6 protein-coding genes and 1 tRNA gene are annotated in these 6,995 nt (G+C 61.2%); 4 read left to right on the top strand and 3 right to left on the bottom strand.

The window, feature by feature from the left end; translation table 11 throughout:
* The 3 genes from AC07M9_RS17560 to AC07M9_RS17550 all read left to right on the top strand — a co-directional run bounded on the left by AC07M9_RS17560 (position 1) and on the right by AC07M9_RS17550 (position 1,533).
* Positions 1–77 (top strand) — tRNA-Met (locus AC07M9_RS17560).
* A 146-nt stretch (positions 78–223) separates the two neighbouring features.
* Positions 224–1,237, top strand: a complete 1,014-nt coding sequence (locus AC07M9_RS17555; protein ID WP_494885461.1) for a site-specific integrase — start codon at positions 224–226, stop codon at positions 1,235–1,237.
* On the top strand, positions 1,195–1,533 hold the full coding sequence (locus AC07M9_RS17550) for a site-specific integrase (RefSeq protein ID WP_494885460.1): 339 nt from the start codon (positions 1,195–1,197) through the stop codon (positions 1,531–1,533). Before AC07M9_RS17555 ends, AC07M9_RS17550 begins: the two co-directional genes overlap by 43 nt.
* Positions 1,534–2,051: 518 nt before the next feature.
* On the opposite strand, the gene AC07M9_RS17545 is transcribed toward AC07M9_RS17550, so the two are convergent.
* Genes AC07M9_RS17545 through AC07M9_RS17535 form a run of 3 tightly spaced genes read right to left on the bottom strand, consistent with a single transcriptional unit; the run spans position 2,052 to position 5,628 of the window.
* Positions 2,052–4,229, bottom strand: coding sequence for a TonB-dependent receptor (locus AC07M9_RS17545; protein ID WP_494885458.1), 2,178 nt, complete (start codon positions 4,227–4,229; stop codon positions 2,052–2,054).
* A gap of 41 nt (positions 4,230–4,270) precedes the next feature.
* The gene (locus AC07M9_RS17540; protein WP_494885456.1) at positions 4,271–4,465 is read right to left on the bottom strand and encodes a hypothetical protein; all 195 of its coding nucleotides are present in this window, start codon (positions 4,463–4,465) and stop codon (positions 4,271–4,273) included.
* Complete coding sequence (locus AC07M9_RS17535) at positions 4,462–5,628, bottom strand: PepSY-associated TM helix domain-containing protein (RefSeq protein ID WP_494885454.1); 1,167 nt, start codon at positions 5,626–5,628, stop codon at positions 4,462–4,464. The genes AC07M9_RS17540 and AC07M9_RS17535 overlap by 4 nt, the downstream gene beginning before the upstream one ends.
* 80 nt (positions 5,629–5,708) lie before the next feature.
* Here AC07M9_RS17535 and AC07M9_RS17530 point away from each other — a divergent pair, with 80 nt between their 5' ends.
* Complete coding sequence (locus AC07M9_RS17530) at positions 5,709–6,986, top strand: hypothetical protein (RefSeq protein WP_494885453.1); 1,278 nt, start codon at positions 5,709–5,711, stop codon at positions 6,984–6,986.
* Positions 6,987–6,995: the final 9 nt, after the last annotated feature.

Here is a 6,995-nt window from a genome sequence, read left to right as displayed (position 1 = left end):
CGCGGGGTGGAGCAGCCCGGTAGCTCGTCAGGCTCATAACCTGAAGGTCGCAGGTTCAAATCCTGCCCCCGCAACCAGATCTAAAAATCAAAACAATATCTTAAGGCGCCCGCCGAAATCGGTGACAGGCTTATGTGCCTAGCACAACGCTAACACATTTGCGGGTGTTCGCGATTTGTGAGACATTATTGCCCAGGCCCAATCAAAGCGCTGGCGGCTTGTCATGCAGAGGCACGAGATATTAGGCGGGAAGGTCCAGGTTTACCGGCGCATCGACGGCGGCAACTGGAATTGTTCTGCATCGGTTGGTGGCAGGCAGCATCGGGCCACTACAAAGACGGACAGCCTGTCGCTGGCCAAGCAGGTTGCCGAAGACTGGTACCTCGGCCTGCGCGGCAAACTGCATGCCGGCATCCTAAAGACCGAAAAGACCTTCAAGGACGCCGCGACCCAGTTCCTTCGCGAATACGAGATCATCACCGAGGGACAGCGCAGCAAGCGTTGGACCGAGGGGCACGGTATTCGCCTTCGCGTGCATCTGCTGCCGTTCTTTGGCGACCTTGGTTTGTCCGAGATCACGGGAGGCACGGTGCAGGAGTACCGGGTTCACCGGATGTCGTCGCGGGGCATCGCCAATCCGCATTCGAAAAGCAATCGCCCGGTCTCGGACAAGGCGCCTGCCCGAAAAACCCTTCACAACGAAATCGTGACGCTGCGCCAGGTGCTGCGCACCGCTGTGAGTCATGGCTGGCTGTCGCACCTGCCCGACATCTCCAGCCCCTACCGCGCTTCGAGCAAGGTGGAGCATCGGCCCTGGTTCAGTCCGGGGGAATACAAGCTGCTCTACAAGGCAACCGGATCTTATGCCAATGAGCCGTTCCACGCCCACTTTAAGTGGGACGCGCAGCAAGTGCACGACTACGTCCTGTTCATGGCCAATACCGGTCTCAGGCCCGATGAAGCTTCCAACCTCGAGCACCGTGACGTCGAAATCGTCATTGACGATAAGACGGGGCAACAGATCCTGGAAATCGAGGTGCGCGGCAAGCGAGGGTGGTCTTCTGCAAGAGCATGCCCAATGCCGTTCGCCCCTATGAGCGGCTGCTCAATCGCTCCAAGCTCGTCCAGGCTGAAAGCCGCCGCGCGGCGCAGCGACGGCGCAGGGCTGGAATCGACGACGCACCTGAAGCGGAGTTGCCGAAACCGACCGACAAGGTCTTTGCTGGCAATCACGTAAAACTGTTCAACGGCTTGCTCGCCAGGGCGGAACTCAAGCTGGATCGGGATGGCAAGGCCCGAACCGCGTACTCGTTACGCCACATGTATATCTGTTTGCGGCTCATGGAAGGCCCCGATATCTACGCAGTCGCGCGAAATTGCCGGACGAGTGTCGAGATGATCCAGAAGCACTATGCCGCCCACATCAAGAACATGATCAGCGCGGCTTCTGTGAATGTGCGTAAGGTCAAGCCGAAGCGCCGCCAGCAGCCCGTGCCCGTGGCATTCGAGGATGATGACCTGATTGACGCCTAGTCGCTACTCAGCGCGGCGCCCGCCGACGCGCCAGCGCATCCCCTTACGGGTGCGCCTCGCATCAGCGCCCTTGCGGCGCTGATGTGTGCACGAACGTGCCTCTAAACTTCACCGACCGATCAACGATGTCCAGGCTGACGTGACCGCGGATTCTACCGGCACTGTTTAGAGCTGAGCGCCTTTTAAGGGGACCCTTATCGCGCCCATTGACTATGGCAGGCTGCAGCACAGCAGAGTCTCTGCGATGATTTCCGGGCGCATTCGACCATGACCCGGCGTTCGATTGCGGCAGCAGGCGGCCAACACATGCCGTTCCGATTCGGTGGCGGAAACGTCCGCTCACGCCGAAATCAGCCATTAGCGACGCTGATAGCTGCAGCCATTAAGCGCTATCCCGGTTGTTCAGCAGAGGCAGGCGAACGCGTAAAACCGCCGTACCGGAAAGCACCGGAATTGCGCCGGGCGATCCGCTGGTAAAAGGCAGGACGGCACCTGGATGCCGCCTGCCTTTCCTTGCACTAGAAGTCGATCGAGGCAGACGCCTTGAACGTGCGCGGTGCACCCTGTTGAAGATCAGGCCGGAAGCTGTCGAACGCCGACGCCCAGTAGCGCTTGTTGGCGACATTATCGACGCCTACGCGCAGGGTGAGCGGACTGTCGCCAACCAGTGCAACATAACGGACGCCAAGGTCGAAACGAGTCCAGCTCGGCAAGAACAGCGTGTTGGTGAGGTTCGCTGCCTGCTTGCCGGTGTTCACCACCCTGCCCGTAAGGGTAAGCGCCGGGATGAATGGCACGTCCCATTCAATGTTGGCGTTGAGCAGATATTCGGGAACGCCCGTCGGTTTGTTGCCTTCGTTCACGCCGCCTTGGGTCCTCCGCAATTTTGCGTCGATGATGGACCCGCCGGCGATGAGACGTAGGCCGTCGACAGGCTCGGCGTCGATGCTCAGTTCGATCCCGCGATGGCGCTGGACGCCGAAGGGGCCATAGACCAGGAAGCCGGGCCGAGCGGTATCGAGGGTATAGATCGCGATGTCGCGGTCGATCTGGAACAGCGCGATGCCGGCATTGACCTTACCGAGCGACAGCTTGCCGCCGAATTCATATTGGGTGGAGATGAAGGGTGGCAGGATTTCGCCGGCGTTGCTGACCGGCAGGACGCCGCTGCCGGCATTGGCGCTGACCCCGGCGGTCGCGCCGGGCACCAGCCCCTCCACCCGGTTGGCATAGAGTGACAGCCCTTCCACCGGCTTGACTATGAGGCCAAGTACCGGGGTAACTGCATCCTTGCTATATTGTCCCGAAAGGCCGCCGGCCGGAACGGCGGGCGTGGCATTGGCGGTATAGGTTTTGCTACCGATCGTCTGCAGCCTAAGGCCGGCAGTGATCAGGAGCCGGTTGTCCCAGAAACCGATCGTATCGGACACGAACAGGCTACTCAGCTTCTGGCGCGTGATGGGGAATGGATCGTCGAGATTGCCGCCCTTGGAGGTTAGGGCGCTAGGCCGGGGCACTGCGACCGGGTCGTAGATATTGGTTGTCCCGGAGACGGCGTAGAATTCATAAGCGTTGCGGTTGACCAGCCAATTGAGCGATCCGCCGAAGTTGATCTCATGGCTCCAAAGGTCCGAGGCCAGCTTGACGCGCATTCCCGCCGTCGCCGCTTCATTATTGTCTGTCCTGGGAATGAACGAACCCTGCGCCGTGGCGGCACCCGTAATGGCATCGGTCAGGCGAATAGTTTGGTAAAAGCCGCGTTCCGAGCCGTCACGCGCGCCGAACGCGGCGTAGATCATCGCATTGTCGGCGATGTCATATTCCGCCCGGAACTGGCCGAAAATGTCGCGGAGTGTGGAATACTGCCACGGCTGGCCGAAATTGGTGGAGGCACCCGGTACGGCGGGGATGACACTGCCGATAACCAGCTTGGGGCGCTGATGTTGTACCTTCACGCGCTGATAGACCAGATCGAGCGACAGGCGGAGCGGGCCGTGATTGTAATCGAACGCGCTGCCCAGCACATAGGAGCTGCGAAGCTCGTCGTCGATCGCCACTTCGCCCCGGCGTGCCGTGCCATTGATGCGGACGCCCCATTCGCCATTGGCGCCGAAACGGCGGCTTACGTCGAAGGCGCCCCCGATATGCTCGGGACCGGTATAGTTGAGGGTCAGGCGATTGAGGTCGCGGTCCCCGGCGCGCTTGGGCATCAGGTTGACGCTGCCGCCAATACCGGTGCCGCCCGGTGCCGCGCCGTTGATGAACGCACTGGAGCCGTTCAGCACCTGGACCGACTGGGCCAGTTCGGGCGCGATTAGCTGGCGCGGCGCGATGCCGTATAGGCCGCCATAGCCGACATCGTCGCCGCTCAGCGCAAAGCCGCGGATGACGAACAGTTCGCCAGCAATGCCGAAGCCCGTTGTGGTGCGAACCGCGGGATCATTCTCCAGCACCTGCCCCAAGGTTTGCGGCTGCTGGTTGAGGATCAGTGCCTCATTATAGGTCTTGATGCTGAACGGCGTGTCCTCAGCCTGCTTGTCGCCGAACACCCCGACGCTGCCGCCGCGCAGCACCGCTGTCTGGTTCTGCTTCTGCGCGGTAACGATGATGTCATCGGCGCTCTCCTGCGCAAAGGCAGGCGCGGCGAGGGCGCCGAGCGATATGCCTATCATCAGGCGAGTGATATTGAACGTCACGGATATTCCCCTGGTTTAAAACGAATTTGATGGCCTCAGCCTTACCTCCGGCGTCGCCGCATCGCCCAGGCGACGGCCAGCACGGGCATCGACAGCGCGGCCCAGGACAGCCAGTCAGCCAGGCCATCCCCCGCGAGCGCCGACACCAGCCCGATTAGGCTCAGCACGCCCATCACCAGCGGAGCGGCGAACACCGTCCAGAACGACCGGGTGCGGGTTTGGGATTTCGTGGTCATTCGGCCGGCACCACCAGGCCACCGCTTTCGACTTCACGGACATGCGCGTCGGCACTGGTGCGGCGCTTGCCAAGCCATAGCTGGATCCCGGTCCACAGAACATAAAGAGTAAAGAGGTCGAGGATCGCCCACAGGATCTTGAGGGGCAGGGCCCCATAATCCCCAAAATGCAGCGGCTGCGAATAGGAGAGGGCAACCATATACCAGGGCATCTGGCGAATGTCGGTGAGAACTCCCTTTTCAGCATCGACGAGCGCCGGTGTCAGCACATGCTCGGTCAGCTTGCTCGTGCCCTGCAGGAAGACGGCATAATGATGCTGACTGCTGAAGGCGCCGCCGGGAAAGGCGATGAACTGGGGATTGTTGCCGGGCCGCGCCCTGCGCACTTCCGCCATCGCCTTGTCGATCGAACCATAGCGCGAGGGTGGCAAGGGCGGCTGTCCCTTGTACGTCTGGGTCATCTCAGCAAGCTCACCCATCTGCCACATCTGGCGCAGTGGAGTGGCGGCAGCGTTGATCACACCGGTAAGACCCACGACGCTCATCCAGGCAAGCGCGACGATGCCAAGCAGATTGTGATAGTCGATCTGGCGCAGCCGCTCGCTGCGGCTGACGCGGAGCGTCCCGAAGTCGAGCTTGCGCATGAAGGGCGCGTAGAGGACCGTGCCCGACACCAGGGCGATGAAGAACAGGAAGCCCATCAGCCCCAGGAACAGCATGCCCGGGAGGCCCAAAAACATGTCGGTGTGGAGCTGTAGCAGGAAGTGCATCACACCTTCCTCTGTCTCCTGGCCGGTCGCCTCCTCCGTCGCGCGATTGAGCACGTGGATGGTCATCTCAGCCCCTTTGCTGTCGGGCCGCGGCGCAGTGGTTATGGTCATCAGCGGCGTCTCATTGTCGAACGCCATGAACACTGGGACCTCGCCCGGTTTGCTCAACAGAGCCTTTGCTAGCATCGCATCAAGTGACTTCAGGCCGGGGCCATCGCTAGAGGAGGGGGCCCCGGCGGCCGCCGACTGGTCCGGCACGCCCGACAGCGCGTCGATCTCATCGTGGAAGATCAGCGGCAGGCCGGTGATGCACAGCATCAGCAGGAAAAGCGTGCAGATCAGGCTGGTCCATTTATGGACGAAATACCAGGCGCGGATGGTGCCACGTGTCATTATGAAAGCGGATCATTTGTTAATGCGACCTATTCGCGATAGCAGCAGCTTCGCGAGCGCTCAATAGGGAGCGGGAAATTTTGTCACGCGTGTGGCATTTATGCCGTTGCAAGAAGATCAGGTGTTTTGCACCACGGCAGGTTTCGGGCGTATACCTGCTTTTCGGAATATTATCGGGGAATGGCAGGATTGTCCCAGCTCTCCCCTTTCGGATATCGACCCTGGCTGGCCGCGAAGTTTACAGCAAGCAGTCCGACAAGATCGATCCCTATGTCAGCGCTCTCCTGACCAACCGCTGGGACACCGGCATCGGCGAGATCGGCGCGCTGGTCAGCGTGTCCTTCCACCAGACCCGGTACCGCGACGAGACGATCTTCGGTGGCGGCTACTTCGGCTACAACATCGACAACAGCCGCGCGCCCTATACGCCGGGCGTCCCGCTGAACCCGCGCGGCGCGAATCCGGCCGAACCGCACGTGTTCCGCACCGACGTCATCGGTGCGTTCGACCGTATCGGCACCGGCAAGCGTCCGGCCGCCAACGCCACGCTGCAATGGGCGCCCGACGACCGGCTGACGATCCGCGTTGACGGGCTGTTCTATGGTTTCCGCGACGAAGGCAACGGCAACCAGAACTTCAGCTCGATGAACGGGACGCTGCTTTCGCCGCTGCAGTTCGTAAAACGATACCAAGCTGTTGCAGTCGCTGAGCATCGCCAATGGCCGCGTTGCCCAGTTCGGCAGGCCTATGACAGCAAGGCCGATCGCTACCAGGCAGCGCTGGGCGCGGATTGGAAGAGCGGGGACTGGACCGCCGCGACCGAATTTTCCTACACCCGCTCGAAGGCGACCGACATCGCCAACAACCTCGACGTGGACTTCATCGCCTCGCGCCCGGATGCGGTGTTCAACAACGATTCGGGCACGCCGACTTTCGTGCTGCCGAACGACGATATCGCCGACCCCTCGCGTTATTACCTCTCGCGCATCTCGACTACGCGCACGGTAGGCGACGGCAAGGAACTGGCGTGGCGTGGGGACGTATCTTACCGCTTCGCAGCACTTAGCAATCGCCGCTCGGCTAGGGTGTCTCTCCAATCACCATCTGGCCTGCTTTTTGTAACCGCGGCCGTTTTGTCGTCAATATCCTCAATGGAGGGCAAGCTTCAGGACACGCGTGCCCAGGCTCGTGGCGACTGGACCCTCGCGTGGCCTGCAGCGACGCTCGGGCACATGCTCCTAAGTCCGTACAACATAGTCCGCGCCGATCTGGCGGGCAAATCTGCCGGAGAGGGCGCGGACGTATTGATCAAGCTTCTCAAGTTTCGAACTATAACGGCTGTTCAGTCAATTCGCTGAGCCCCTCGT

Source organism: Novosphingobium sp. GW821-FHT09E05, assembly GCF_059416165.1.
This window is presented reverse-complemented; position numbering and strand designations above follow the sequence as displayed.